The sequence below is a fragment of the Vibrio parahaemolyticus genome, from assembly GCF_900460535.1.
In the GTDB taxonomy this organism is placed as follows: domain Bacteria; phylum Pseudomonadota; class Gammaproteobacteria; order Enterobacterales; family Vibrionaceae; genus Vibrio; species Vibrio parahaemolyticus.
Genome location: NZ_UHIL01000001.1, coordinates 640,178 through 664,995 on the forward strand (window position 1 = coordinate 640,178; position 24,818 = coordinate 664,995).

At 46.5% G+C, this 24,818-nt stretch carries 20 protein-coding genes and 1 other RNA gene; 17 read left to right on the plus strand and 4 right to left on the minus strand.

Going from position 1 to position 24,818, the window contains the following annotated elements:
* Position 1: 1 nt before the first annotated feature.
* The 3 genes from DYB02_RS03370 to DYB02_RS03380 are packed head-to-tail and all read right to left on the minus strand — an operon-like array spanning position 2 to position 2,759.
* The gene (locus DYB02_RS03370) at positions 2-592 is read right to left on the minus strand and encodes a phosphoheptose isomerase (RefSeq protein ID WP_005458175.1); all 591 of its coding nucleotides are present in this window, start codon (positions 590-592) and stop codon (positions 2-4) included.
* 3 nt (positions 593-595) lie between these two features.
* Positions 596-961 (minus strand): YraN family protein, encoded by a 366-nt coding sequence (locus DYB02_RS03375; protein WP_005479720.1) that lies wholly within the window; start codon positions 959-961, stop codon positions 596-598.
* Positions 948-2,759 carry a penicillin-binding protein activator gene (locus DYB02_RS03380; RefSeq protein ID WP_029803921.1) on the minus strand — a complete coding sequence of 604 codons (1,812 nt, stop codon included), beginning with the start codon at positions 2,757-2,759 and terminating at the stop codon, positions 948-950. The genes DYB02_RS03375 and DYB02_RS03380 overlap by 14 nt, the downstream gene beginning before the upstream one ends.
* A 68-nt stretch (positions 2,760-2,827) precedes the next feature.
* Between DYB02_RS03380 and rsmI the strand changes: the two genes are divergently transcribed.
* The 16 genes from rsmI (at position 2,828) to lpxC (ending at position 21,120) form a co-directional block, all read left to right on the plus strand.
* Positions 2,828-3,691, plus strand: coding sequence for a 16S rRNA (cytidine(1402)-2'-O)-methyltransferase (rsmI, locus tag DYB02_RS03385; protein ID WP_005497083.1), 864 nt, complete (start codon positions 2,828-2,830; stop codon positions 3,689-3,691).
* Between the two features lie 166 nt (positions 3,692-3,857).
* Positions 3,858-4,287: RNase P RNA component class A (gene rnpB, locus DYB02_RS03390), an RNA gene on the plus strand.
* Positions 4,288-4,462: 175 nt separating this feature from the next.
* Positions 4,463-5,413, plus strand: coding sequence for a 16S rRNA (cytosine(1402)-N(4))-methyltransferase RsmH (rsmH, locus tag DYB02_RS03400; RefSeq protein WP_005458168.1), 951 nt, complete (start codon positions 4,463-4,465; stop codon positions 5,411-5,413).
* Between the two features lie 5 nt (positions 5,414-5,418).
* Entirely contained in the window at positions 5,419-5,736 is a 318-nt protein-coding gene (ftsL, locus tag DYB02_RS03405) for a cell division protein FtsL (RefSeq protein ID WP_005458197.1), read from the plus strand.
* Positions 5,733-7,526: a penicillin-binding transpeptidase domain-containing protein gene (locus DYB02_RS03410; RefSeq protein WP_020840082.1), complete on the plus strand. Its 1,794-nt coding sequence runs from the start codon at positions 5,733-5,735 to the stop codon at positions 7,524-7,526. The genes ftsL and DYB02_RS03410 overlap by 4 nt, the downstream gene beginning before the upstream one ends.
* 60 nt (positions 7,527-7,586) lie before the next feature.
* Positions 7,587-9,068: a UDP-N-acetylmuramoyl-L-alanyl-D-glutamate--2,6-diaminopimelate ligase gene (murE, locus tag DYB02_RS03415; protein WP_029803920.1), complete on the plus strand. Its 1,482-nt coding sequence runs from the start codon at positions 7,587-7,589 to the stop codon at positions 9,066-9,068.
* Positions 9,065-10,429 carry a UDP-N-acetylmuramoyl-tripeptide--D-alanyl-D-alanine ligase gene (locus tag DYB02_RS03420; protein ID WP_025637259.1) on the plus strand — a complete coding sequence of 455 codons (1,365 nt, stop codon included), beginning with the start codon at positions 9,065-9,067 and terminating at the stop codon, positions 10,427-10,429. Before murE ends, DYB02_RS03420 begins: the two co-directional genes overlap by 4 nt.
* Entirely contained in the window at positions 10,429-11,511 is a 1,083-nt protein-coding gene (gene mraY, locus DYB02_RS03425; RefSeq protein ID WP_005458164.1) for a phospho-N-acetylmuramoyl-pentapeptide-transferase, read from the plus strand. The genes DYB02_RS03420 and mraY overlap by 1 nt, the downstream gene beginning before the upstream one ends.
* Before the next feature lie 39 nt (positions 11,512-11,550).
* The gene (gene murD / locus DYB02_RS03430; protein ID WP_029803919.1) at positions 11,551-12,864 is read left to right on the plus strand and encodes a UDP-N-acetylmuramoyl-L-alanine--D-glutamate ligase; all 1,314 of its coding nucleotides are present in this window, start codon (positions 11,551-11,553) and stop codon (positions 12,862-12,864) included.
* 18 nt (positions 12,865-12,882) lie between these two features.
* The gene (gene ftsW, locus DYB02_RS03435) at positions 12,883-14,079 is read left to right on the plus strand and encodes a cell division protein FtsW (protein WP_005458190.1); all 1,197 of its coding nucleotides are present in this window, start codon (positions 12,883-12,885) and stop codon (positions 14,077-14,079) included.
* Complete coding sequence (gene murG / locus DYB02_RS03440; RefSeq protein WP_029803916.1) at positions 14,066-15,133, plus strand: undecaprenyldiphospho-muramoylpentapeptide beta-N-acetylglucosaminyltransferase; 1,068 nt, start codon at positions 14,066-14,068, stop codon at positions 15,131-15,133. Before ftsW ends, murG begins: the two co-directional genes overlap by 14 nt.
* 22 nt (positions 15,134-15,155) lie before the next feature.
* A complete protein-coding gene (murC, locus tag DYB02_RS03445; protein ID WP_005497094.1) occupies positions 15,156-16,613 on the plus strand; it encodes a UDP-N-acetylmuramate--L-alanine ligase in 1,458 nt (485 codons plus the stop codon).
* 190 nt (positions 16,614-16,803) lie between these two features.
* Positions 16,804-17,586 (plus strand): cell division protein FtsQ/DivIB, encoded by a 783-nt coding sequence (locus DYB02_RS03450; protein ID WP_005489880.1) that lies wholly within the window; start codon positions 16,804-16,806, stop codon positions 17,584-17,586.
* Positions 17,579-18,841: a cell division protein FtsA gene (gene ftsA, locus DYB02_RS03455; RefSeq protein ID WP_005458184.1), complete on the plus strand. Its 1,263-nt coding sequence runs from the start codon at positions 17,579-17,581 to the stop codon at positions 18,839-18,841. The genes DYB02_RS03450 and ftsA overlap by 8 nt, the downstream gene beginning before the upstream one ends.
* Before the next feature lie 30 nt (positions 18,842-18,871).
* Positions 18,872-20,101, plus strand: coding sequence for a cell division protein FtsZ (gene ftsZ / locus DYB02_RS03460; protein WP_021823249.1), 1,230 nt, complete (start codon positions 18,872-18,874; stop codon positions 20,099-20,101).
* Positions 20,102-20,202: 101 nt separating this feature from the next.
* Positions 20,203-21,120: a UDP-3-O-acyl-N-acetylglucosamine deacetylase gene (gene lpxC / locus DYB02_RS03465; protein ID WP_005461213.1), complete on the plus strand. Its 918-nt coding sequence runs from the start codon at positions 20,203-20,205 to the stop codon at positions 21,118-21,120.
* Between the two features lie 82 nt (positions 21,121-21,202).
* Here the strand turns inward: lpxC and DYB02_RS03470 are convergent, their stop codons facing one another.
* Complete coding sequence (locus DYB02_RS03470) at positions 21,203-21,658, minus strand: DUF721 domain-containing protein (protein ID WP_005497100.1); 456 nt, start codon at positions 21,656-21,658, stop codon at positions 21,203-21,205.
* Between the two features lie 412 nt (positions 21,659-22,070).
* Here DYB02_RS03470 and secA point away from each other — a divergent pair, with 412 nt between their 5' ends.
* Entirely contained in the window at positions 22,071-24,797 is a 2,727-nt protein-coding gene (gene secA / locus DYB02_RS03475) for a preprotein translocase subunit SecA (RefSeq protein WP_029803915.1), read from the plus strand.
* Positions 24,798-24,818: the final 21 nt, after the last annotated feature.

A 24,818-nucleotide genomic window follows, 5' to 3' on the forward strand; every position in this document is an offset into this window, starting at 1 on the left:
GTTATTCTTCGTGAGCAGGGAAAAGTACTTGGTCAATTAAATCGCATAAGCAGTGAAGAGTGACCATATGCACTTCGTGAATGCGAGCCGTGCGATGGGATGGAATACGAATTTCTACATCGTTTTCGCCCAGTAATCCTGCCATCTCACCACCATCTTTACCTGTTAGGGCGATAATGGTCATGTCGCGAGTTACAGCCGCCTCCATCGCTTTGATGATGTTTTTGCTGTTGCCACTGGTAGAAAGCGCCAGAAGAATATCGCCTGGTTGGCCAAATGCACGAACTTGCTTAGAGAAAATCTCTTGATAGTGGTAGTCGTTTGCAACTGCCGTTAGTGTGGTGTTGTCCGCAGTCAGCGCCATAGCGGGAAGGCTAGGGCGTTCGGTCTCAAAGCGATTTAAAAGACAAGAAACAAACTGTTGTGCATTTGAGGCGCTGCCACCGTTGCCGCAGCAAAGAATTTTGTTGCCATTCAGCAAGCTCGAAACCATGGCTTGAGCGGCGTGCGTGATCGCATCAGGCAGAGCTTCTGCGGCTGCGATTTGAATTTGAATACTTTCTGTAAAGCTATCTTTAATGCTGTCTAGCATCGCTTATCCTTCAGATATTGCATTTTGTATCCAGTTGATGTCGCGACCACTGTCATGAATGGCGATGACATCGAACCGATAATCTATGGTGTTCATTGTGCGTTGTTGGCTGAGCCAAACTTGTGCTGTTTTGATCAGTTTGCGCATTTTAGCGTTTGTGACCATTTCAGCCGCTGAGCCAAAATGATCGTTCTTACGATATTTGACTTCAACAAAGACGATAGTTTCATCTTGTTGGAAGATTAAATCAATTTCGCCGAACTTTGTCAGATAATTTTGATCTAAAAAACGCAAACCCTGACGCTGCAGATACTGCTTCGCCAGGGTCTCGTACTGATTACCTATTTGACGCTTACTAAAGAGCCCCACGCTCAGCCCAGCTCAATTCGCGTTGTACAACACAGTTGTTGTCAATGCTTAACGTACCAGTTTGGCCGCTTACTGAGTAACCTGGTACCACTTTCATTTGCGGCAATTCACCGATCAGTTTGTAGGCATCCATCCCTAGAGCTTTTAAGCGTTTTTCCATGTTGGATTGATCTGCCCATAGCTCGTTCATTTCAGCGGTCACAATTGGGTCTGGGTTTACTAACAGCGGAATGTCACTGTAGATAATGCCTGTTAGGTCTTCGTACGTCGCACCACCGCTGTTGCTACGAGAGTTCGAGAACAGTTTTGGTGGCTTCGCATCTGGGTTAATTGCGACCTCAATGAATGGTTTGATAAGTGTTAGTTCAGAGCTACGAGCGACAATGTAAACTGCGTCCACATCACGACGACTGCGTGGCTGTGTTTCCAACTTAATGCGCATGAGCGATTGCATCTGTGCGATACGCTGTTTGCTCTCTTGTAATCCAAAGACGTCGTTAATGTCTTTTTGTAGCTGGCGCTTATCACCAAAGTAGCTTGTTGCGACTTTGTGTGAGCTGTACTTGCTCCATTCTTCATTGAAAGCTTGCACAACACGCTCACCGTAGCTGCCTTTTGGCGCTAGGATCAGCGGGAAGCTATAGCCTTCGCTAAACAAGTATTTTGCAGCTTGAGCCACTTCTTGCTCTGGTGACAACGCTAGGTAGCAAATGTCGGTACCTGGCTGAACATCTTCAGGAATATTCAACGCCAGTGCGGGAATGGCTGGACTGTTTGCTGAACCATCCATTGTGGTTTGCAATAGTTCGACATTTTCTTTTTGCAGCGGGCCGACAACAAAATCGATGTTTTCGTTGATAAGACGTTGTTTCACTTCATCAGCGCTGTACGCATTCGTATCAATGACGGTAAGCGTTGCGCTTGGATCGCGGTTTCTATCATTCATCATCGCGAATACAAAACCATCGCGGATCAATTGTGCCTGAGGCGCAAACTTACCTGTTAATGGTAACAACAATGCTGTGTTATTTGGTTTTACGATATCAAGTGACAGAATGTTTTGAATTTCTTCTGGTGTATAGATTGCCGCTGGGTGTGACGGGTTCTCGTTCAACCAACGCTCAAGGGTATTTTTTAACTGAGACAGATTGCCGGAGAGCGTTTTTGCGTAAACTGCTAATTGCAACCATCCGTCTAACACGTCTTCGCTGGGTTCAGTTTGTAGCGAAGTCAGTTCATATTCAGAGTAACTGCCAAAGTTCATCCAAATTCGACTTGAGATTTCGCGTTGCTCTGCTGATGACGCGTATTGACTAAACGCTACCAGTTGGCGGTTGGCTTCAAACGGCTGATTTAGGCTTTGGTAAGCATCGGCACGTAGAGAGTAGTAATCTTTCCACTGCTCATTTGGTAGCTTCCACCAAGGCTTAAAGTTGAGAAGTTGCAACAACTGAGAGTAATCGCCTTGCTTTTGCTGTATGGTCGCACGCGCCAGTTGCCACTCCGCCTGTTGAACTTCCGTCAATTGTTGGCGAGCCAGACGTTTTATCAGAAGGTCTGCTTGATCCAATTGGTTCGCTTGGATTGCGGCTTTGGTTGCCATGATCAACCAGTCGTTTTGTAAGCTGCCTTCCGTGCTATCAGCTTGAATCATGTAGTTCTGTACCGACTGGGTAGGCTCAAGTGTGACATCTACGCCATCAGGCTGTCTCGGGCCTGAAGAACAGGCGGCGAGCGTAATTGCTAGTGCAACAGGAGTGAGTATGCGTGGTACACTGAGTCTCTTATGGTTAATCATTGCCGTGAGTTCTCTATAATTTTGTACAAAATTGTCTCTATATTAATCGTTGAAGTGATGGTAAACAAATGACAGATAAAAATAAGTTGCCGAATGAGGGGCCAACTCTCTACATCGTACCGACTCCAATCGGAAATTTAGCGGATATCACACAACGTGCTATCGAAGTTCTGTCGAACGTGGACATCATCGCAGCAGAGGATACCCGACATACGGGTAAATTACTGTCTCACTTCAATATCCAAACCAAAACTTTTGCGTTGCATGATCACAATGAGCAACAAAAAGCACAGGTTTTGGTCGAAAAGCTATTGTCAGGTCAGTCTATCGCCTTAGTGTCTGACGCTGGTACGCCACTAATCAGCGATCCAGGATACCATCTGGTGACAAAATGTCGTCAAGCGGGCGTAAGAGTTGTGCCTCTTCCTGGTGCGTGTGCAGTTATCACTGCGTTAAGCGCGTCGGGATTGCCGTCAGATCGCTTTAGTTTTGAAGGCTTTCTACCGCCCAAAAGTAAAGGTCGTAAAGATAAATTCTTAGAGATTGCATCGGTAGAGCGCACATGCATTTTTTACGAGTCACCACACCGAATTTTAGACTCGTTACAAGATATGTTAGACGTTCTTGGCCCTGAGCGAGAAGTCGTTCTAGCAAGAGAGCTCACTAAAACATTTGAAACCATCCAAGGCATGCCTTTGGGTGAACTCATTGAGTGGGTGAAAAGTGACGATAACCAGCAACGTGGTGAAATGGTGCTTTTGATCCATGGTCATCGTGAAACATCGGATGAGGCATTGCCCGATGAGGCTTTGCGTACTTTGGGTATTCTGACGAAAGAACTGCCTTTGAAGAAAGCGGCAGCGTTGGTGGCAGAAATCCACAATCTGAAGAAGAACGCTCTATACAAATGGGGTTTAGAAAACTTAGATTAAGGGCTGTTTAGATTGAATATTGCAAAGGGTTGATGTGAAAGCATCGACCCTTTTTTATTGTTTACCTTTTGCGTTTTGACTAAAAACTCATCACTCGGTGCATTCATTTCATCATATCTGTGATCTAACTAGACTCTGAAGTGAGAACTCTATACAATCCGCCCTCGGAGCTGACTGGGTAGTCGCTGCTTTGTTGATGTCCTTCGGGAGACTGACGTTGAGGTCCTTCGGGAAACTGACGTTGACGTCCTTCGGGAGACTGACAAAGGGGAGGAAAGTCCGGGCTTCATAGAGCAAGGTGCCAGGTAACGCCTGGGGGGCGCAAGCCTACGACAAGTGCAGCAGAGAGAAGACCGCCGATGGCCCGCAAGGGAACAGGTAAGGGTGAAAGGGTGCGGTAAGAGCGCACCGGACGACTAGTAATAGTTCGTAGCAGGGTAAACTCCACCTGAAGCAAGACCAAATAGGCCTCCACATTGCGTTGCTCGCGTAAGGAGGCGGGTAGGTTGCTCGAGCCAGTGAGTGATTGCTGGCCTAGACGAATGGCTACCGCCGCGCAAGCGGAACAGAACCCGGCTTATGTGTCGGCTCCACCTATTCGAGACCCATCTCTACTTCGGTAGCGATGGGTTTTTTGCATTTAATTGACGCAAACTATGTCATTACCAATAAACTTGGCGTAAATCACGTCTAACTTTAGACTTGTGGTGGCGATGATGTAGGAAATCAGTACACTAAAGAATCGCTTCAAGATCATTCAACGAGAAAGCTATGACCGAAACCTTCCAACATATTTCCGTGTTATTAAATGAATCCATTGATGGCTTGGCTATCAAACCAGATGGTATCTACATTGATGGAACATTTGGCCGAGGCGGTCACAGCCGTACAATTTTATCCAAACTTGGCCCAAATGGCCGACTGTACAGTATTGACCGTGACCCTCAAGCTATTGCGGAAGCAGGCAAAATTGACGACCCTCGTTTTACCATCATTCATGGCCCGTTTTCTGGCATGGCTCAATACGCAGAAGAGTATGACCTAGTTGGTAAAGTAGACGGTGTACTATTGGATCTTGGTGTGTCTTCGCCTCAGCTGGATGACGCAGAGCGTGGCTTCAGCTTTATGAAAGATGGCCCGCTAGATATGCGCATGGATCCAACTTCAGGCATCCCGGTTTCTCAATGGTTGATGGAAGCGGATCTGGATGACATCACTTGGGTGATTCGTGAATTCGGTGAAGACAAACACGCTCGTCGTATCGCTCGTGCGATTGTGGAATACCGTGAAAACGAAGAGAACGAGCCAATGGTTCGTACTGGTCAGTTGGCAAAACTGATCTCTGAAGCAGCACCAAAAAGTTTTAAAGAGAAAAAGCACCCAGCGACGCGTGCTTTCCAAGCGTTCCGTATTTACATCAACAGTGAGCTAGAAGAAATTGATACTGCACTGAAAGGTGCGGCTCGTATTTTAGCTCCTGAAGGTCGTTTATCTGTCATCAGTTTCCATTCGTTGGAAGACCGCATGGTAAAACGCTTTATCCGCAAAGAAAGTAAAGGTCCTGAGGTTCCACATGGGATTCCTTTGACGGAAGCGCAAATCAAAGAGCTTGGCAGCGCAAACATGAAAACTGTTGGCAAAGCGATAAAACCGAGCAAACAAGAAATTGACATGAACCCTCGTTCGCGCAGTTCTGTGCTAAGAATTGCTGAAAAGCTTTAATTATTATGACGAAACCCACTCCCAACCTTGCTAAGTTGATCGCCACGGATTTAATTACCGTTGGTCGCTGGTCATTACTATTGTTGCTATTGATCATGGCATCAGCAATGGGAGTGGTATTTGCTACCCACCATGCGCGTCAAGCGATCACTGAAAAAGATCACACTCTGGTTGAGCGCGAGCGATTAGATAGCGAATGGCGCAACCTGATGTTGGAAGAAACCGCCTTAGCAGAACACAGTCGAGTGCAAGATCTTGCGAAAAAGGATCTTGAAATGAAACGACCTGACGGCGATAAAGAAGTGGTTATCACGCTAAAATGATAAGAAAGAAAACCAACGCTAAACAAGGAAATAAGCGTAAGTCTTCTGCGAAACCCAAAGCCGCAGTAAACGACACCAAAACCGCACCGAAAGCAGCGAAAGTAGAAGTAGAGCCATCATTTTTGATTCGCTGGCGCTTCCATTTATTGCTGTTTTTTGTTTTCTGCGCCTTTGCGCTTCTTGTCGCTCGTGTGGCCTATATTCAAATCATCGAGCCGGATAATCTCATTAAGCAGGGCGATCTACGTTCGATCCGTGTTAAGTCTATCCCGTCTGCACGAGGCATTATTTCTGATCGCAATGGTGAACCTTTAGCGGTGAGTGTGCCTGTTGAAGCGGTTTGGGCCGATCCAGCCACCATTTTTAAAGAAAATGCGCTAAGTCAGAAACAAAACTGGTATGCCTTAGCAGACGTGTTAGGTGTGGATCGCCAAGGCCTGATTGACAAAATCAAGCGCAACGAAAAGCGTCGCTTTATTTACCTGCAGCGCCAGGTGAGCCCAGCAATGGCAAACTACATTCGCGAACTGAAGCTACCAGGTATTGGTCTTAAGTCGGAGTCTCGTCGTTATTACCCGGCTGGCGAAGTCAGTGCGCACCTTGTCGGTGTGACAGGCATTGACGGTCATGGCCTAGAGGGGGTTGAGCGCAGCTATGATGAATGGTTAACCGGTGAAGAAGGTAAAAAGACCATTCGTAAAGACCGCTATGGCCGTGTCGTTGAAAACATCGCTTGGCAAGACAAACAAGAAGGCAAGTCGTTGCAGCTGACCATTGACCAGCGTTTGCAGGCTATCGCTTACCGTGCCATCAAACAGGCGGTTGCCGATCACCGTGCAACCTCTGGCTCCGTGGTGATGCTGGATGTAAAAACGGGTGCCGTTTTGGCGATGGTTAATGCTCCGTCATACAACCCAAATAACCGCACGGATTGGCAAAGTTATAAGATGCGTAACCGTGTGATCACGGACTCAATGGAGCCCGGCTCGACCATTAAGCCTTTCGTTATTTTAGCCGCCTTAGAAAATGGAGTGGCGGATAAAGATACTATCGTTGATACCGGTAATGGCGTGCTTCGATTGGGCGGTAGCCGAGTCAGGGACGTTTCGTGGGTAGGCAAAGCTAGTCTGTCTATGATTCTGAAAAAATCGAGTAACATCGGTGTGACCAAACTTGCGATGCAAATGCCTGTTGAGGCGCTGCTTGGCTTGTACAGTTCGGTGGGTTTTGGGGAACTTTCTGGTTTGAACTTAGTTGGCGAAGTGACTGGTATCTTCCCAACTCGAACGCGTTGGTCTCCCATTGAACGTGCAACCATTGCGTTTGGTTATGGTCTGTCTATCACGCCGATTCAGCTTGCACATGCGTATGCAACGTTAGGGAACCTTGGCAAGTACGAGCCGATTCATATTATCGAGAGTAATGACCGTGATATGTCACGTCAGGTAGTAAGCAAGGAAAATGCGCGTCTTGTGCTTGATATGCTTGAGACCGTAACTCAAAAAGGCGGTTCTGCTCGTCGTGCAGCCGTTCCGGGGTATCGAGTCGGTGCTAAAACGGGTACGTCTCGAAAAGCATCGGCGGGTGGCTATAGTGATGAATACATCACTTATACCGCAGGTCTAGCACCTGTGAGCGACCCACGAATTGCGTTGGTGGTGATTGTGAATGAGCCGCAAGGTGATGATTACTACGGTGGTTCGGTCGCGTCTCCTGTCTTTTCTGAAATTATGAAAGGTGCACTGCAAATCCTGAACGTCGCACCTGATGAAAACAAATTCCAGCAGTAGGCGATGTAGCCTGCTGCAAAGCACTTTAAGAAAACCTGAGCCAAAGCTCGGAGAACAATTATGACTAAAGCCATCAGTATGGACGCGCTGCTTTCCCCTTGGGTGGATTGCCCTAGTTTGGCGTCCGTTCTCGTTTCAGAACTAGAACTTGATAGTCGCAAAGTTCAACCAGGTACAACCTTTGTCGCTATTGTCGGCCATGTGGTAGATGGACGTAAGTTCATTGCCTCTGCGATTGAAAAAGGCGCCAATGCGGTGATTGCCCAGGCTTGTGATGTGAAAGCGCATGGCACAATCGACATCATCGATGATATTCCGGTGGTTTATCTCGATGCGCTTGATAAATGTTTATCTGAAATTGCCGGCCAGTTGTACACCTATCCTGATATGAAGTTGATTGGTGTGACAGGCACAAACGGTAAAACCACCATCACCCAGCTTATCGCGCAGTGGATTGGGTTAGTTGGTTCAAAAGCAGCAGTGATGGGCACCACAGGTAATGGTTTCTTAGATGATTTAAAAGAAGCGGCGAACACCACAGGAAACGCGGTGGAAATCCAGCATACGCTGGCTTCTTTGGCCGAACAACAAGCGCAATATACGGCGTTAGAAGTGTCTTCTCATGGCTTGATCCAAGGCCGCGTTAAATCCCTTTCCTTTGCTGCTGGCGTATTTACCAACTTGAGCCGAGACCATCTTGATTATCACGGTACGATGGAAGAGTACGCCAACGCCAAACTAACGCTGTTTACCCAGCATCAATGTGCTCAAGCAATCATCAATGTTGATGACGAAGTTGGCGCTGCGTGGGCGAAACAACTGAGGAATGCGATTGCCGTTTCTCTTGCTCCTACAACTGAGTTTGAACACGCGCTGTGGGCGAGCCAAGTGGCTTATGCTGAATCCGGTATTACGATTCGTTTTGATGGTCAGTTTGGCGAAGGTACGCTGCATGCGCCGTTGATTGGTGAATTCAACGCAGCCAACTTAATGCTGGCATTTGCGACCTTATTGAGCCTTGGTTTTGATAAGAGCGATTTGCTAGCGACGGCTGCTCAATTGCAGCCGGTGTTAGGCCGAATGGAGCTATTCCAAGCTGAGCATCGCGCCAAAGTTGTGGTCGATTACGCTCACACGCCTGATGCGCTTGAAAAAGCATTACAAGCACTGCGCGTGCATTGTGACGGACAGCTTTGGGCTATTTTCGGTTGTGGTGGCGATCGCGATGCGGGTAAGCGTCCAATGATGGCAGAAATCGCTGAGCGTTTGGGTGACAAAGTCGTCTTGACCGATGATAACCCGCGCAGTGAAGACCCTGTATTAATCGTCAAAGATATGCTTGCTGGCCTATCCAAACCAGCAGAAGCGATTGTTCAGCATGATCGCTTTAAAGCGCTTTCTTACGCGTTGGAAAACGCTGCGTCTCAAGACATTATCTTGCTGGCAGGTAAGGGCCACGAAGACTACCAAATTCGTAACGGCGAAACGATTCATTATTCCGACCGCGAATCCGCAATGCAGCTTTTAGGATTGTCCTCATGATCAAGGTTACTTTATCTCAAATTGCTGAAATCACTGGCGGAGCGTTATTTGGTAACGATCTGACTATCGACGCAGTGTCCACTGACACGCGAACGATCGACAATGGTGCGCTGTTTGTTGCGCTTGTCGGTGAACGATTCGATGCTCATAATTTTTGTCAGCAAGCATTTGAAGCGGGGGCTGGTGCCTTATTGGTTGAAAAGCGTCTTGATGTGAATGCGCCGCAAGTCGTGGTATCGGATACCAAAATCGCACTGGGCGAGTTAGCTTCTTGGGTGCACCATTCTTGCCAAACGCCTACCGTTGCGATAACTGGCAGTTGTGGAAAGACCACGGTGAAAGAGATGGTTGCCAGCATTCTTCAGCAAAAAGGCAACGTGTTGTTCACGGCTGGTAACTTCAATAATGATATTGGTGTTCCGCTGACCTTGCTGCGTTCTCAGCAAGATGACGATTACGCGGTGATTGAGCTAGGCGCAAACCATATTGGTGAAATTGCTTACACTACCCAGCTTGTGAAACCGGATATCGCGCTGGTAAACAATGTTGCGGCGGCGCATTTGGAAGGCTTTGGTTCTATTGAGGGTGTAAAGCAAGCCAAAGGTGAAATCTATCAAGGGTTACAGGCTGGTGGCATTGCCATCGTCAATCTCGATAGTAACGGTGACGCGCTGTGGCAATCGGTTCTTGCAGATAAAAAAGTGATCACTTTCTCGCATAATAATTCGCAAGCGGACTTTTACGCATCGAACGTGACAATGAATGAGGAAGGTAAAGCGAGCTTTACTTTGCATATTTCATCAGATTCGCGAGAAATTGAACTGTCACTTGGTATTATTGGTCAACATAACGTTGCAAATGCTATTGCGGCCTCAATCATTGCGCTACACATGGGGGCAACCGTTGAAGAGATTCAGTTTGGTCTTTTAAACCTTAACAAAGTAAAAGGCCGAGTGGATGTAGAGCAACTTAGCTCGACGATCAAGTTGATCGATGACAGCTACAATGCAAGCGTACCTGCGATGAAAGCGGCGGTTGATTTGCTTGGGGCGTTTCACGGTCAGCGCTGGTTGATTTTAGGCAATATGGCGGAATTGGGTGAGGAAAGTCTTGCACTTCACCGTCAAGTCGGGGAACATGCTGCCCCACAAAAATTTGAACATGTTCTCACATATGGTGCAGACGCAAAGATCATTAGCGAGCTTTGCCATGGCATTCACTTTGAGACACATCAAGAGATGATTGACTACATCAAGCAGCATCTAGACCAAACCGTTTCTGACCAACACACTATTTTGGTTAAAGGCGCGAACGGTGCACGTATGTTTGAAGTCGCTGCTGCTTTGAAGGAGTATTTTTAATGATTATTTGGCTTGCCGAGCTGCTACAGCCATACCTGTCTTTTTTCCGATTGTTTGAATACCTGTCTTTTCGAGCAATTCTCAGTGTACTTACTGCCCTAGGTCTTTCTCTTTGGATGGGACCTATCATGATCAAGCGTTTGCAAATGCTTCAAATTGGTCAGGTCGTACGTAACGAAGGCCCTGAATCTCACTTTAGCAAGCGTGGTACTCCTACTATGGGCGGTATCATGATTTTGGCGGCTATTTCGATCACGATTCTATTGTGGACTGATTTATCCAACCCTTATGTTTGGGCGGTACTGACGGTGTTGCTAGGTTATGGCGCCGTTGGCTTTGTCGATGATTATCGTAAAGTGGTGCGTAAAAACACCGATGGTTTGATCGCGCGTTGGAAGTATTTCTGGCAGTCTTTGATCGCATTTGTTGTGGCATTTGCTCTATACGCTTATGGTAAAGACACAGCAGCGACGCAGCTTGTCGTGCCATTCTTTAAAGACGTGATGCCACAGCTTGGTCTGATGTACATCATTCTGACTTACTTCGTTATTGTTGGCACCAGTAATGCGGTAAACCTCACCGATGGCTTAGATGGTTTGGCTATCATGCCGACGGTACTGGTTGCTGCAGGCTTTGCCGTTATCGCTTGGGCGACTGGTAACGTTAACTTTTCTGAATATCTGCACATCCCATATCTACCACACGCCTCTGAGCTTGTTGTGGTATGTACGGCGATTGTGGGCGCGGGTCTTGGGTTCTTATGGTTCAACACCTATCCAGCACAAGTATTTATGGGTGACGTAGGCTCTCTTGCGCTAGGTGGTGCACTAGGCACTATCGCTGTTTTGGTTCGTCAAGAATTGGTGCTGGTTATCATGGGCGGTGTGTTTGTTATGGAAACACTGTCTGTAATCCTCCAAGTCGGTTCATACAAGCTGCGCGGTCAACGCATTTTCCGCATGGCACCAATTCATCATCACTACGAATTAAAAGGTTGGCCAGAACCTCGTGTAATCGTGCGATTCTGGATAATTTCTATGGTTCTTGTTCTGATTGGTCTTGCGACATTGAAAGTGCGTTAAACGCACTTTCCAAGAACAAGCAATACAGTGTGATCACATATGGAACGTTGGCAAAACATACATAACGTTGTCGTCGTAGGGCTCGGTATTACCGGGCTCTCTGTCGTTAAACACCTCCGAAAAACTCAGCCGCAATTGACGGTTAAAGTTATTGATACGCGTGACAATCCGCCAGGCGCCGAGCGTCTGCCTGAACAGGTTGAACTACACCGTGGTGGTTGGAACACTCAGTGGCTTGCAGAAGCTGACTTGGTGGTGACCAACCCTGGTATTGCGTTAGCTACACCAGAGATACAAACGGTGCTAGCGAAAGGCACGCCTGTCGTGGGGGACATCGAGTTGTTTGCTTGGGCTGTGAATAAGCCAGTGGTGGCCATCACGGGTTCAAACGGCAAGAGCACGGTGACAGATTTAACTGGTGTGATGGCGAAAGCGGCAGGATTGACGGTGGGTGTCGGCGGTAACATTGGCGTGCCTGCACTGGAGCTGCTTGAGCAAGATGCGGATTTGTATGTACTGGAACTTTCAAGTTTTCAGTTGGAAACGACGTCGAGTTTGAAACTCAAAGCGGCGGCATTTCTTAACCTTTCCGAAGATCATATGGATCGCTACGAAGGTATGGCAGATTATCGCGCTGCTAAGTTGCGTATTTTTGATCATGCAGAGTTAGCCGTGGTTAACCGTGATGACCAAGAGACCTACCCAGAGGTTGAGATGCCCGTGGTTACGTTTGGCAGCGATGAGCAAGCTTACGGCCTTGAAGTCGATGGTTCTCGCACATGGTTACTTGATCATGGTCAGCGCGTCATCGCCAGCGATGAATTGAAACTTGTCGGCAAACATAACTTAGCGAACGCTCTCGTCGTGTTGGCTCTGCTCAAAGCTGCAGGTGTTGATTACCACAACGCTTTGAATGCACTTAAAAATTACACTGGACTGACACATCGATGCCAGGTGGTTGCGGATAATCGTGGCGTAAAATGGGTGAATGACTCTAAAGCAACTAATATCGCAAGCACTATGGCTGCGCTATCAGGATTAGAGTCGACCGGTAAACTTTATCTGCTCGTTGGTGGTGTCGGTAAAGGCGCGGACTTCACGCCATTAAAACCGATCTTTGCAACGCTTAACCTACAACTGTGCTGTTTTGGCCTAGATGGCGATGAATTTATGCCACTACATGAGTCAGCAATCCGTTTCAACACCATGGAAGATGTGATTCAACAAATATCTTCGCAGTTAAAATCTGGTGATATGGTGATGCTGTCTCCCGCATGTGCTAGCTTTGATCAATTCGACAATTTTATGGCAAGAGGCGATGCATTTGCTGTTCTTGCTCAGAAATATGCATAACTAAAGGTTACTCGTTTCGTGGGTTTAAGTAACGTTAAACACAACATTGGTAATTGGCTTAAGCATCCTGCGCCAGAAGCGCTGTTTGATCGCCAGTTGGTGTGGATTGCGTTGGGTTTGATGTTGACTGGTTTGATTATGGTGACCTCTGCGTCTTTCCCAATCAGCTCACGATTGACCGATCAGCCGTTCCACTTCATGTTCCGTCATGCCACCTTCTTAGTGTTGGCGATCGGGACCTCTGCGGTGATACTTCAAGTACCTTTAGAGCAATGGTTTAAGAAAAGTCATTACTTGCTTTGGGTCTCATTCGGCTTGCTGATTGTTGTACTTCTTGCAGGTAAGTCAGTAAACGGCGCCTCTCGTTGGATTCCGCTTGGTCTGTTCAACTTACAGCCTGCCGAAGTTGCGAAGCTATCGCTGTTCATCTTCATGTCCGGTTATTTAGTCCGTAAGCAAGATGAAGTGCGCCAGACCTTCTTTGGCGGCTTTATGAAGCCAATCATGGTGTTTGCTTTCTTCGCCGTCTTGTTACTTGGTCAGCCGGATTTGGGTACCGTCGTTGTAATGCTGGTTACTCTGTTTGGCATGTTATTTATCGCGGGCGCGAAGCTAACCCAGTTCCTGGCCCTGATGATTGCAGGTATTGGCGCTGTCGTCGGTTTGATCTTGGTAGAACCGTACCGTATGCGCCGTGTTACTTCGTTTCTTGACCCATGGGAAGATCCGTTCGGTAGCGGCTATCAGTTGACTCAATCTTTGATGGCGTTTGGGCGCGGAGAATGGTTTGGTCAAGGGTTAGGGAACTCAATTCAAAAACTAGAATACCTACCAGAAGCGCACACCGACTTTGTATTTGCGGTATTGGCTGAAGAGCTTGGTTTCGTCGGTGTTGTTTTAGTGCTGATGTTGATTTTTAGCTTGGTACTTAAAGCTGTGTATATCGGCAAACGCGCTTTTGAAGAAGGCGAGATGTTTGGTGGTTACTTAGCGTTTGGTATTGGTATTTGGTTTGCGTTTCAAACCATGGTCAATGTGGGCGCAGCCGCTGGTATTGTTCCAACCAAAGGTTTGACGCTTCCACTAATCAGTTATGGTGGTTCCAGTCTGATTATTATGTCCGTTGCAGTGTCCATATTGCTGCGTATCGATCACGAATGCCGCTTGAAACGCGCGCAACAACAATCAGAACAACAGACGAATGAAACAGAATAAACGTTTGATGGTGATGGCTGGTGGTACCGGCGGTCACGTATTCCCAGGTTTGGCGGTGGCAAAGCAGCTTCAAGAACAGGGTTGGGAGATCCGTTGGTTAGGCACAGCGGATCGAATGGAAGCCGATTTGGTGCCAAAGCATGGTATTGAGATCGACTTTATCAAAGTAAAAGGTCTGCGAGGCCAAGGCGTTAAACGTCTTTTAGCTGCCCCTTTTCAAATTATTAATGCCATCATGCAAGCGCGAGCGCACCTGAAGCGCTGGCAGCCGGATGCCGTTTTAGGTATGGGCGGCTATGTGAGTGGTCCGGGTGGTATCGCGGCTTGGTTAAGCGGTATCCCGGTTGTTCTACACGAACAAAACGCGGTTGCAGGTTTAACAAATCAATGGCTATCAAAGATCGCTAAGAAAGTCTTTCAAGCGTTTCCCGGCGCATTTCCTTCTGCGGCGGTTGTCGGTAACCCAGTACGTGAAGATGTGACTCAACTTGAAGAGCCGTCAGTACGTATGCAAGATCGCCAGGATCCTATTCGAATCTTGGTGATGGGCGGAAGCCAGGGTGCGCGTATTCTTAATCAGACTCTTCCCGCGGTAATGGCAAATCTTGGTGAAACGTACTGCATTCGTCATCAGGCAGGTAAGGGCGCAGCTCAAGAAGTACAGGCGGCTTATCAGGAGCACAAGGTGAGCAATGCTGAAGTAACCGAATTTATCGATGATGTGGCCGAAGCCTATGCATGGGCTGATTTACTGGTGTGCCGTTCAGGCGCACTGACGGTATCCGAAGTGTCTGCTGCTGGTGTCGGCGCTATTTTTGTTCCGTTTATGCATAAAGACCGTCAACAGGCACTGAATGCCGACCACTTAGTGGAATGCGGTGCTGCGAAGATGATTGAACAACCTGATTTAACCGTGGAGTCTTTGACTCAACAGATCCAACAATTGGATCGCCAAGCTTTACTTTCAATGGCTCAAAAGGCACGCAGTGCCGCAAAATTAGATGCTGACAAAGTTGTCGCACAAGCCATTGTCGCTTTGACCGAAAAGCGTTAACGAATTATTGAGAATCGAATTAATGACTATCCAACATACACAAGACTTAGCTCAGATTCGCGCGATGGTACCAGAAATGCGTCGCGTGAAATGCATCCACTTCATCGGTATCGGTGGTGCGGGCATGAGCGGCATTGCTGAAGTTCTTCTAAACGAAGGTTATGAAATCACGGGTTCAGACTTGTCTGAAAACCCAGTAACCGAGCGCTTAGTGTCGAAAGGGGCAACCGTATTTATTGGTCACCAAGCAAGTAATGTCGAAAAGGCTAGTGTGGTAGTCGTTTCCACCGCGATTAACGAAGAAAACCCTGAAGTCATGGCGGCTCGTGAATTGCGTATTCCTATTGTTCGCCGAGCAGAAATGCTGGCTGAACTGATGCGATTCCGTCATGGTATCGCTGTTGCGGGTACACATGGTAAAACCACCACCACAGCACTAGTCACACAAATCTATTCCGAAGCAGGCCTTGATCCTACGTTTGTAAACGGCGGTCTAGTAAAGAGCGCGGGCACCAATGCGCGCTTGGGCTCTAGCCGTATTCTGATTGCAGAAGCGGATGAGAGCGACGCCTCTTTCTTGCACCTGCAACCTATGGTGAGCATCGTTACCAACATCGAAGCTGACCACATGGATACCTACGGTGGTGACTTCGAAACATTGAAACAAACCTTCATTGATTTTCTTCACAACCTGCCGTTTTATGGCCAAGCCATTGTCTGTATCGATGATCCAGTGATTCGTGAGCTGATTCCGCGTATTAGCCGTCAAGTGATCACCTACGGCTTTTCTGACGATGCGGACGTACGTATCGAAAATTATCATCAAGAAGGTCAGCAAGGTAAATTTACAGTAGTACGTAAAGGTCGAGCTAACCTCGATATCACGCTAAACATTCCAGGCCGTCACAATGCGTTGAACGCATCAGCAGCAATAGCGGTCGCAACGGAAGACGACATTGAAGATGACGCGATTCTAAAAGCGATGGCGGGTACTCAAGGTACTGGTCGCCGTTTTGATCACCTTGGTGAGTTTGATACAGGTAACGGTCATGCGATGTTAGTCGATGATTACGGTCATCACCCAACGGAAGTTGACGTCACCATTAATGCAGCTCGCAGTGGTTGGCAAGATAAGCGATTGGTTATGATTTTCCAACCACATCGTTACAGTCGCACTCGTGACCTTTACGATGATTTTGCAAACGTGCTTGAGCAGGTTGATGTATTGATCATGCTTGACGTGTATGCCGCGGGTGAAAAACCGATTGCCGGCGCGGATGGACGCTCTTTGTGCCGTACGATTCGCAGCCGAGGTAAAGTAGATCCGATTTTTGTTCCAGAAATCGAGCAATTACCATCAGTTTTGGCTAACGTTATACAAGACGGCGACCTAATTTTAACGCAAGGTGCTGGTGATGTTGGTAAAGTTGCCAAACAGCTGGCTAATCTTGAGTTAAATATAAACAAGATGCTTGGATAAGTCAGAGTGATGACGCAAAGAACAGATAAGACTCAGATCTCGATTTTGCGTCAAGATCGTTGTGATTTATTGTTATCAGTGTTTGATAGTTTACAAGAGCTCAGTATAATCCCAAGGTTAAAGTCAATACTTTTGCCGATACGATATTATGCGGTGAAAAGTACACGACAAAAGTCAGGAAACGAAGACGTTGTTGAATATTGCACTTAATGAAGAGCGACTAAACACGGACAATAACCGTGGTCGCCAAGATAAAATCTTGGGTGCGCTATTTTTCGTTGTGGTTGTGACCTTAATTAGTTCTGTTTTGTACTCGGCGATTAGTTGGATGTGGGATGACCAAAGGTTACCTCTCTCCAAAATAGTGCTTCAAGGTAAATTGGAGTACGTCAAAGCTGACGATGTTCAGGCTGCATTTAGTCGAATAGATCACATCGGTACATTCATGTCTCAGGATATTGATGTATTACAGCAAAGTGTTGAAGCATTGCCGTGGGTTGCTCATGCAGCGATTCGCAAGCAGTGGCCCGATACAGTAAAAGTTTTCTTAACAGAGCATCAACCCGAAGCCATTTGGAATGGCAACGAACTATTAGATAAAAACGGTTTGGTTTTCGATGGTGATGTTGCTTTGTTAAAGGACGAGAAAGTTAAGTTGTATGGACCCAAAGACACTGGCCCGGAAGTGTTACAAACTTACCGCGAACTGAGTCCTAAGTTTCAACAATTGGGTTTAGCGATATCGTCTCTGGTGTTAAACGAGCGACGAGCTTGGCAAATCATCCTAGATAACGGTATTCGATTAGAGCTTGGTAAAGAGTCTCTTCTTGAGCGTATAGAGCGCTTTTTTTCGCTCTATAACAAGCTTGGCAGTGACACGCAACGAATCAGTTATATCGATCTCAGGTACGATACAGGAGCCGCAGTCGGTTGGTTTCCTGAAGAAGAGTTAGAAGAGAGTACAGATGACTAAGGCCGCAGATGACAACATTATTGTTGGTCTTGATATAGGCACTGCAACCGTATCAGCTCTAGTGGGTGAGATTCTACCTGATGGCCAAATTAATATTATTGGTGCGGGTAGTAGCCCTTCGCGTGGCATGGATAAAGGTGGCGTGAATGACTTGGAGTCGGTTGTAAAATCAGTACAACGTGCAATTGATCAAGCTGAGCTAATGGCCGAGTGCCAAATCAGCCGAGTCTTCATTTCGTTGTCTGGTAAGCATATCGCAAGCCGAATTGAAAAAGGCATGGGCACCATATCAGACGAGGAAGTTTCTCAAGAAGATATGGACAGAGCGATCCATACCGCGAAATCAATTAAAATCGGTGATGAACAGCGAATCCTTCACGTGATTCCTCAAGAGTTCACCATCGACTATCAAGAAGGGATCAAAAACCCTCTTGGTTTATCAGGGGTAAGAATGGAAGTCAGTGTCCATCTTATCTCGTGTCATAATGACATGGCACGCAATATTATTAAGGCAGTAGAGCGCTGCGGCCTTAAAGTAGAGCAACTTGTGTTTTCAGGGCTTGCTGCAAGTAATGCGGTAATCACCGAGGATGAAAGAGAGCTCGGAGTTTGTGTGGTAGATATTGGCGCCGGCACGATGGATGTGGCTATCTGGACTGGTGGTGCGTTACGTCACACAGAAGTATTTTCGTACGCAGGAAATGCTGTAACGAGCGATATTGCTTTTGCTTTTGGTACGCCAGTGAGCGATGCTGAAGAAATAAAAGTCAAATATGGCTGTGCTTTGAGTGAACTGGTCAGTAAGGATGACACGGTTAATGTCCCAAGCGTAGGAGGACGTCCTTCACGTAGTCTACAGCGTCAGACTTTATCTGAAGTGATTGAGCCACGATACTCTGAGCTTATGGGATTAGTTAACCAAACTATCGACTCTGTACAAGCGAAACTGCGCGAAGAGGGCATTAAGCACCATCTTGCTGCGGGTGTAGTTCTAACCGGCGGTGCTGCGCAAATTGACGGAGTAGTAGAATGTGCGGAGCGCGTATTCCGCAATCAAGTAAGGGTCGGCAAACCGCTCGAAGTCAGCGGGCTAACTGACTATGTAAAAGAGCCGTACCATTCTACGGCAGTTGGATTACTTCATTACGCAAGAGACATGCAGTCTAGCGACGATAGCGATTACAATGAACCTAAACGCTCATCTGTTACTGGCTTTTTCGATAAATTGCGTAATTGGATACAAAAAGAGTTTTAACCTGAGTTGCAGGATAAACGGAGACAACACATGTTTGAACCGATGATGGAAATGTCTGACGATGCAGTAATCAAGGTCGTTGGAGTTGGTGGCGGCGGTGGTAACGCCGTTGAACACATGGTGCGTGAATCCATCGAAGGTGTGGAATTCATCAGCGTCAACACTGATGCGCAAGCACTTCGTAAGACAAGCGTTGGCAATGTCATTCAGATTGGTGGTGATATCACTAAAGGTCTGGGTGCAGGTGCGAATCCACAAGTTGGCCGTGAGGCAGCTCTCGAAGACAGAGATAGAATTAAAGATTCCCTAACTGGTGCCGATATGGTGTTTATCGCAGCTGGTATGGGCGGTGGTACAGGTACTGGTGCAGCACCTGTTATTGCTGAAGTGGCGAAAGAGCTAGGTATTCTGACGGTAGCGGTTGTAACAAAACCGTTCAGCTTTGAAGGCAAAAAGCGTTTAGCGTTTGCTGAGCAAGGCATCGATGAGTTATCTAAGCACGTTGACTCGTTAATTACGATTCCAAACGAGAAGCTACTTAAAGTTCTTGGTCGTGGCGTAACATTGCTTGAAGCATTTGCGAGTGCGAATGACGTTCTTAAGAATGCAGTTCAAGGTATCGCCGAGCTAATCACTCGCCCTGGTATGATCAACGTCGACTTTGCAGACGTACGTACAGTGATGTCTGAAATGGGTCACGCGATGATGGGTAGTGGTATTGCGAAAGGTGAAGACCGAGCTGAAGAAGCGGCTGAGATGGCAATTTCTAGCCCACTTCTAGAAGATATCGATCTTGCTGGTGCTCGCGGTGTTCTTGTTAACATCACTGCTGGTCTGGACATGCGTCTTGATGAGTTTGAGACAGTTGGTAACACAGTGAAGGCATTTGCATCTGACAATGCAACCGTGGTTATCGGTACTTCTCTAGACCCAGATATGACAGATGAAATCCGTGTGACTGTAGTTGCGACAGGTATTGGCAATGAAAGAAAGCCAGATATCACGCTAGTCGCTGGTGGTAAAGCAAAAGTAGCTTCGGCTCCTCAAGCTCAGCCACAACAAGTTGCGGCAACGCAAGCTGAAGAAAAGCCGGCACAAACTTTGCAAAATCAAGTGCAAGATAAGCCACAGGTAACTCCTCAGCCGACAAACACAGTTTCTTCTTCTCCTGCCGCGGGCCAAAGCTCAGCAGCACCAAAGCAAGAGAAAGAAAGCGGTTACTTAGATATCCCGGCATTTTTACGTCGTCAGGCTGATTAATCTTTAACCCATAAATTTGACATGGCTCAAAATTATGGTAGCATTCACGGTCGACGTTACAGACGACCGTGTTTTGTAGCATATTTTAGAGAGGCAAGCAGATGATCAGACAACGTACTCTGAAAGAAATAGTGAAAACTACTGGTGTGGGTCTCCACTCTGGTCGTAAAGTCACGCTTACTCTGCGCCCGGCTGCTGCAAACACAGGTATTATTTACCGTCGTACAGATGTAAATCCACCTGTAGATTTTCCAGCTGATCCAGCTTCTGTTCGTGACACTATGCTTTGTACTGCATTAGTGAACGACGAAGGTGTGCGTATTTCAACGGTTGAACACTTGAACGCTGCACTTGCAGGTATGGGCATCGACAACATTATTGTTGAAGTTGACGCTCCTGAAATCCCAATTATGGATGGTAGCGCAAGTCCGTTCGTTTACCTGCTTCAGCAAGCGGGTATCGAAATGCAAAACGTTCCTAAGCGTTTTATCCGCATTAAAAAGCCAGTTCGTTTTGAAGATGGCGATAAGTGGGCAGAATTTGTTCCATTTAACGGCTTCCGTATGGACTTCGAAATTGACTTTAACCACCCTGCGATTGAATCAGACGAGCAGCGCCTGCTGTTTGATTTCTCATCTCAAGGTTTCGTTCGCGAAATTTCTCGTGCACGTACGTTTGGCTTTATGCGTGATATCGAGTACCTACAATCTCAAAACCTAGTTTTGGGTGGTAGTTTCGACAATGCTATCGTATTGGACGATTACCGAATTCTGAACGAAGAAGGTCTGCGCTTTGAGAACGAGTTTGTTACTCACAAGGTGTTAGATGCAATTGGTGACCTTTACATGTGTGGTCATCCAATTATTGGTGAATTCCGTGCTTATAAATCAGGTCACGGTTTAAACAACCAACTTCTACGCGCAGTTTTGGCGGATCAAGAAGCATGGGAATGGACAACTTTCGAAGAAGAAGTCGGTTCTCCAGTCGCTTTTGCAGAACCAAACATGGTGCTAGCATAAGTTAGTCAAAGAATATTAAAAACCAGGTTTCGACCTGGTTTTTTTCTATCTAAATTTTACCGCACTTGATGATGGTTGATGGTTATTGGCCAGATTTTTCTGCCATATCTGCGAGCCTTTTTAGTCGCTCTTGGATTTTTGGTGGGGCCATATCAGCGATGGTCATCAGTGATTGAGCTGCTGACTCAGTGAGTGGCGGGCGTTTTGGCCTATCGTCTTTCTCGTATCGATTACGATAAAGTGAAGGGTTGATCCGAACGTCGACACTTATCAATTTTGCATAACCTTGTGTGCGCAGTTTGTTTAAGATCATTAGACGATCGTAGTCGATCTTCATTTTGATGGCCGCGCTAGATACGTCTATCAGAAGATGGCCATTGCGAATATTTGCAACTCGGCAATGATCTGCCGTCCCTTTTGGTAAAATTGTTTGTAGAGCTTGGTTAAGCTGCAAGATTTCTCCGGCATGTTCTTGAATTTGCTTAAATTGAGACTCAGCAATTACATCCTCTGTCGAGGTTGGTCGATGATCACGCATAGGTAAAATCTAATTTTGTTGAGATATGACTATTCTAGAGCAGCTTTCTCACTAGGTATAGTTTACATTAACGTCTTTAGCCTCAGTTTTACAATGGAGATGGATTGAACGTGGTAAAGTCCTGTTTTTGCCAAGTTTCGTCGTGTAGCAGCTAATAATATTGGCTAATCCATCACCACTTTAACTAAAAATTTCAGAGTGCTTCAAACAAATACGTCTATTTATGGTTGTATCGATGAAAAATCCTTACACTAAGCCACATTGTTTCGAAACTTAGCCTTGAAATATGAATGTTTGAACTCAATATCTTTGATAAATGATTTATCTCAGTATTCTTAGTTCCAAACTGGCAGAGACTGAAGGCATTACGAGTAGATCGGGAACGGTCTGATTAAAGAGAGATTCACGAAAAATGATAACTAAGCTACTGACAAAAGTAATTGGCAGTCGCAACGACCGAACACTGCGCCGCCTTAGAAAAATTGTAAAAGAGATCAATAACTACGAACCAACATTTGAAGCACTTTCAGATGAAGAGCTTAAAGCGAAAACTGTTGAGTTCCGTGAGCGCCTAGAGCAAGGCGAAACTCTTGATAAGCTACTTCCAGAAGCTTTTGCTACTGTTCGTGAAGCGTCTAAACGTGTATACGGTATGCGTCACTTCGACGTGCAGCTCATCGGCGGTATGGTTCTAAATGCAGGCCAAATCGCAGAGATGCGCACGGGTGAAGGTAAAACTCTAACGGCAACTCTTCCTGCTTACCTAAATGCACTTCCTGGTAAAGGCGTACACGTTGTTACGGTCAACGACTACCTCGCTAAACGTGATGCGGAGACAAACCGTCCGCTATTTGAATTCTTAGGTATGACGGTGGGTGTTAACGTGCCGAACATGCCTCCTCAAGCGAAAAAAGAAGCGTACCAAGCTGATATTCTATACGGAACAAACAACGAGTTTGGTTTCGATTACTTGCGCGACAACATGGCTTTCCGCAATGAAGACCGTGTTCAGCGCGAACGTTTCTTTGCTGTGGTAGATGAGGTGGACTCAATCCTTATCGATGAAGCTCGTACTCCTTTGATCATCTCTGGTCCAGCAGAAGACAGTTCAGAACTTTACACTCGAATCAACCTGCTTATCCCACACCTACAGAAGCAAGATAAAGAAGATTCTGAAGAATATCGTGGCGATGGTCACTACACTGTTGATGAAAAATCAAAACAAGTTCACTTGACTGAAACGGGTCAAGAATACGTAGAAGAGCTATTGGTTAAAAATGGTTTGATGGAAGAAGGTGATACATTGTACTCACCAGCGAACATCAGCTTGCTTCACCACGTAAATGCTGCTCTACGAGCACATGTGCTGTTTGAGCGTAATGTGGATTACATCGTTAACGATGACGGCGAAGTTGTGATCGTTGATGAACACACTGGTCGTACAATGCCAGGTCGTCGTTGGTCAGAAGGTCTTCACCAAGCTGTCGAAGCGAAAGAAGGCGTTAAGATCCAAAACGAAAACCAAACGCTAGCCTCTATCACATTCCAGAATTACTTCCGTCTATACGAGAAACTGTCTGGTATGACTGGTACAGCGGATACTGAAGCGTTTGAGTTCCAATCTATTTATGGCTTGGAAACTGTTGTTATTCCAACCAACAAACCAATGATTCGTAACGATATGCCGGATGTGGTGTACCGTACCGAAGCGGAGAAGTTTGCTGCAATCATTGAAGATATCAAAGAGCGCGTTGCGAAAGGTCAGCCAACATTGGTTGGTACAGTATCGATTGAAAAATCAGAACTACTCTCCAACGCCTTGAAGAAAGCGAAGATCAAACACAACGTTTTGAACGCTAAGTTCCATGAGAAAGAAGCGGAAATCGTTGCTGAAGCGGGTATGCCAGGTGCGGTAACTATCGCAACAAACATGGCGGGTCGTGGTACAGATATCGTGCTAGGTGGTAGCTGGCAAGCAAAAGTTGAATCACTACAAGATCCAACGAAAGAGCAAATCGACGCAATCAAAGCTGAGTGGAAAAAAGTTCACGATCAAGTTTTAGATGCTGGTGGTCTGCACATCATCGGTACTGAGCGTCATGAATCTCGTCGTATCGATAACCAGTTACGTGGCCGTTCTGGTCGTCAAGGTGATGCGGGTTCATCTCGTTTCTACCTATCAATGGAAGACTCACTGCTGCGTATCTTCACTTCAGATCGTATGGCAAGCTTGATTCAAAGCGGTATGGAAGAAGGCGAAGCAATCGAATCTAAGATGTTGTCTCGTTCTATTGAAAAAGCACAACGCAAAGTGGAAGGTCGCAACTTCGACATCCGTAAACAGCTTCTTGAATACGATGACGTGGCGAACGATCAACGTAAAGTGGTTTACGAACTGCGTGATGAGCTCATGAACGTTGACGATATCAGCGACATGATTGAACAAAACCGTGAAGATGTGCTCACAGCGATCATCGACGAATACATTCCACCACAATCTCTAGAAGACATGTGGGATGTGGAAGGTCTTCAAGAACGTTTGAAAGCAGATTTCGATCTAGACGCGCCAATCAAGCAATGGCTTGAGGAAGACGACAAACTGTACGAAGAAGCGCTGCGCGAGAAGATTATCAACCTAGCCGTTGAAGTATACAAAGCGAAAGAAGAAGTTGTGGGTGCACAAGTGCTTCGTAACTTCGAAAAATCAGTGATGCTTCAAACACTCGATACGCTTTGGAAAGAGCATCTGGCGGCGATGGATCATCTGCGTCAAGGTATCCACCTACGTGGCTACGCACAAAAGAACCCGAAACAAGAGTACAAACGTGAATCGTTTGAATTGTTTGAAGGTTTACTTGAAGCGCTAAAGACTGACGTTATTACTGTTCTGTCTCGTGTCCGCGTTCAACAGCAAGAAGAAGTTGAGCGTATGGAAGAGCAACGTCGTGCACAAGCAGAAGAAGCTGCTCGTCGTGCGCAGGCTCAGCATGCAGCTGCGGAAAATCAGTTGGCTGATGGTGAAGAGTCTGAGGGCTCAAATCAACCTGTTGTTCGTGATGAGCGTAAAGTAGGTCGAAACGAACCTTGTCCATGTGGTAGTGGCAAGAAATACAAGCAGTGTCACGGTCAGATCAATTAATCTAACTTGATAACTTAATAA

Excerpts from the sequence above, each read along its gene's own strand:
- DYB02_RS03370 (WP_005458175.1), bottom strand. The coding sequence starts at position 592 with ATGCTAGACAGCATTAAAGATAGCTTTACAGAAAGTATTCAAATTCAA.
- DYB02_RS03380 (WP_029803921.1), bottom strand. The coding sequence starts at position 2,759 with ATGATTAACCATAAGAGACTCAGTGTACCACGCATACTCACTCCTGTT.
- rsmI (WP_005497083.1), top strand. The coding sequence starts at position 2,828 with ATGACAGATAAAAATAAGTTGCCGAATGAGGGGCCAACTCTCTACATC.
- rsmH (WP_005458168.1), top strand. The coding sequence starts at position 4,463 with ATGACCGAAACCTTCCAACATATTTCCGTGTTATTAAATGAATCCATT.
- ftsL (WP_005458197.1), top strand. The coding sequence starts at position 5,419 with ATGACGAAACCCACTCCCAACCTTGCTAAGTTGATCGCCACGGATTTA.
- DYB02_RS03410 (WP_020840082.1), top strand. The coding sequence starts at position 5,733 with ATGATAAGAAAGAAAACCAACGCTAAACAAGGAAATAAGCGTAAGTCT.
- murE (WP_029803920.1), top strand. The coding sequence starts at position 7,587 with ATGACTAAAGCCATCAGTATGGACGCGCTGCTTTCCCCTTGGGTGGAT.
- DYB02_RS03420 (WP_025637259.1), top strand. The coding sequence starts at position 9,065 with ATGATCAAGGTTACTTTATCTCAAATTGCTGAAATCACTGGCGGAGCG.
- mraY (WP_005458164.1), top strand. The coding sequence starts at position 10,429 with ATGATTATTTGGCTTGCCGAGCTGCTACAGCCATACCTGTCTTTTTTC.
- murD (WP_029803919.1), top strand. The coding sequence starts at position 11,551 with ATGGAACGTTGGCAAAACATACATAACGTTGTCGTCGTAGGGCTCGGT.
- murG (WP_029803916.1), top strand. The coding sequence starts at position 14,066 with ATGAAACAGAATAAACGTTTGATGGTGATGGCTGGTGGTACCGGCGGT.
- murC (WP_005497094.1), top strand. The coding sequence starts at position 15,156 with ATGACTATCCAACATACACAAGACTTAGCTCAGATTCGCGCGATGGTA.
- ftsA (WP_005458184.1), top strand. The coding sequence starts at position 17,579 with ATGACTAAGGCCGCAGATGACAACATTATTGTTGGTCTTGATATAGGC.
- ftsZ (WP_021823249.1), top strand. The coding sequence starts at position 18,872 with ATGTTTGAACCGATGATGGAAATGTCTGACGATGCAGTAATCAAGGTC.
- lpxC (WP_005461213.1), top strand. The coding sequence starts at position 20,203 with ATGATCAGACAACGTACTCTGAAAGAAATAGTGAAAACTACTGGTGTG.
- DYB02_RS03470 (WP_005497100.1), bottom strand. The coding sequence starts at position 21,658 with ATGCGTGATCATCGACCAACCTCGACAGAGGATGTAATTGCTGAGTCT.
- secA (WP_029803915.1), top strand. The coding sequence starts at position 22,071 with ATGATAACTAAGCTACTGACAAAAGTAATTGGCAGTCGCAACGACCGA.